We start from the raw sequence: 2669 nt of genomic DNA, 5'->3' as shown, positions 1-2669 counted from the left end.
CTCGGCACGACCGGCTGCGGTAGCGCCGTGAAGCCAGCCGCGACGGCGGCGGGCCGGTTCGCGTCGCCGATCACCGGCGCGTTGACGGGTTCGGTCGCCGACGCCGCGGCAGCCACGGCCGCGGCCTCGTTCTGCGGGTTCTGGCGGTCGACGAGATAGAAGTCGAGCACGCGGCGCGCGATCGGGCCCGCGGCCTGCGCCCCCCAGCCGCCGTTCTCGACGACCAGCGCGACGGCGATCTGCGGATGGTCGACCGGTGCGTACGCGATGAACAGCGCGTGGTCGCGCAGGTGCTCGGCGAGCAGGTGGCCCTTGTAGTTGGAGCCTTGCAGCGAGAACACCTGCGCGGTGCCGGTCTTGCCGGCGGCGAGGTACGGCGCGCCGCGGAACACCTTGTACGCGGTGCCGGACGGGTTCTCGATCACGTTCTCCATCCCGCGCTTCACGACATCGATGTCGGCCTGCTTGAGCGGGATCACTTCGCTTTCCTTCGGCACGGTCAGGCGGCGCCCGCGCGTGATCGGGTCCTCGATTTCCTTCACCAGGTGAGGCTTCATCACGACGCCGTTGTTCGCGAGCGTCGCGGTCGCGTGCGCGAGCTGCAGGATCGTGAACGAGTTGTAGCCCTGGCCGATCCCGAGGCTGATCGTCTCGCCGTCGAACCACTTCTGCTGCGCGGCCTTCTTGAACGCCTTCTTCTTCCAGTCGGTCGACGGCAGGATCCCGCGCGCCTCGCCCTGGATGTCGATCCCGGTGATCTGGCCGAAGCCGAACGGCTTCATGAAGTTCGCGATCGCGTTCACGCCGAGGTCGCGCGCGAGCATGTAGAAGTAGGTGTCGTTCGACACCATGATCGCCTTGTTCATGTCGACCCAGCCCTGGCCCGAGCGCACGTCGTTGCGGAACGTGTGGCCGCCGAACGTGAAGTAGCCGGGATCCTGGAAGCCCCAGCCCGGCGTGCGCTTGCCGAGCGTCAGGCCGGCGAGCGCCATGAACGGCTTGTACGTCGAGCCGGGCGGGTAGGTGCCGTGCAGCGGGCGGTTCAGCAGCGGCTTGTCGGTCGAGTTGTTCAGCTCGTCCCAGGTCTGCTGGTCGATGCCGTCGACGAACGAGTTCGGGTCGAAACTCGGCGACGACACGAACGCGAGCACGTCGCCCGTCTTCGGCTCGATCGCGACCAGTGCGCCGCGCTTGCCGGCGAACGCCTGCTCGGCGACCTGCTGCAGCCCGATGTCGAGCGACAGCACGAGGTTGTTGCCGGGCGTCGCCTGCGTGCGCGACAGCGTGCGCACCGGCCGGCCGCCGGCCGTCACCTCGACTTCCTCGAAGCCCGTCAGCCCGTGCAGCTCGGTTTCGTAGCTCTGCTCGACGCCGATCTTGCCGATGTAGTCGGTGCCCTTGTAGTTGTTCGCGTCGCGGCGCGGATCGTAGTTTTCCTGGTCGCTGTCGTTGTCGTCGCTCATCGCGTCGATGCGATCCTGGTCGCGCTTCGAGATCCGGCCGATGTAGCCGATCACGTGCGCGGCCGTCGTGCCGAGCGGATATTGGCGGAACAGCCGCGCGCGCACGTCGACGCCGGGGAAGCGGAAGCGCTGCGCGGTGAAGCGCGCGACTTCCTCGTCGGTGAGCCGGGTGCGGATCGGCAGGCTCTCGAAGTTCTTCGAGTCTTCCTGCAGCTTCTTGAAGCGGCGGCGGTCGCGCGCGTCGATCGGGATGATCTCGGACAGCTTGTCGATCGTGTTCTCGAGCGTGTCGTCGAGCTTCGACGGCGTGATCTCGAGCGTGTACGCCGAGTAGTTCTTCGCGAGGATCACGCCGTTGCGGTCGGTGATAATCCCGCGGTTCGGCACGATCGGCGCGACCGAAATGCGGTTTTCCTCGGCCTGCAGCGCGTATTTGCCGTGCTGCATCAACTGCAGGTAGAAAAAGCGGCTCGCGAGCAGCCCGAAGCAGACGAACACGAACACGCCCGCCGCCGCGACGCGCAGGCGGAACTTCGAGAGCTGCTGTTGGGTGTCGTTGAATTCGGTCATGCGGTTACGATCGATCTGGCCCGCGCGCGGTGTGCGGCTGCGGGCGAGGGGCCGCCCCGGAGCGCGGCGCGCGGCGGGCGTAGAGGCGGCGGGTAGTCAAAGCAGGCCCAGGGTTCAGATGGGGCGCGTATCGTCCGGATCGACCGGGCGGCGTTGCGGCATCAGCAGCAGGTGGCTCGCGATCGGCCACAGCGCGGCCTCGACGAAGCCGTCGACCAGATAGCGCCAGCCCGGGAACGCGGCGCCCATCACGAGGCGGATCACGAACGGAACGAGCTGCGCGACGACCAGCAGCGGCGTGACGTACAGCACCTGCACGCCGATCGGCATCCACAGCACGCGACGGTGGATCGTGATCGCGCCGTACGACAGCAGCGTATAGGCGAGCGCGTGCTCGCCGAGCAGCCCCGCGTCATGCACGTCCATCAGGATGCCGAGCGCGAACGCGACGCCCATCCCGACCTTGCGCGGCTGGTGGATGTTCCAGAACAGCAGCACGAGCGCGACGAAGTCGGGCACGCCGGGCAGGCGGCCCCACGGCATCAGGTTCAGCAGGAACGCGGCGGCGAGGCTGAAGACGATGAAGTACGGATTGACCGGCTGCAGGATGTATTGCGGGCGATTCATCGCTGGGCT

The 2669-nt window shown here is 67.6% G+C and carries 2 protein-coding genes; both read right to left on the bottom strand.

What is annotated here, in order from left to right; translation table 11 throughout:
- Positions 1–2033 (bottom strand): penicillin-binding protein 2 (gene mrdA / locus ABY44_RS12550; protein WP_174416173.1); only part of this gene is annotated, 2033 nt, incomplete at its 3' end.
- A 114-nt stretch (positions 2034–2147) separates the two neighbouring features.
- Complete coding sequence (gene mreD, locus ABY44_RS12545; RefSeq protein ID WP_009687274.1) at positions 2148–2660, bottom strand: rod shape-determining protein MreD; 513 nt, start codon at positions 2658–2660, stop codon at positions 2148–2150.
- Between the last annotated feature and the right edge of the window lie 9 nt (positions 2661–2669).

This window comes from Burkholderia sp. ZZQ-2 (genome assembly GCF_050768715.1).
Lineage (GTDB): Bacteria > Pseudomonadota > Gammaproteobacteria > Burkholderiales > Burkholderiaceae > Burkholderia > Burkholderia cepacia.
This window is presented reverse-complemented; position numbering and strand designations above follow the sequence as displayed.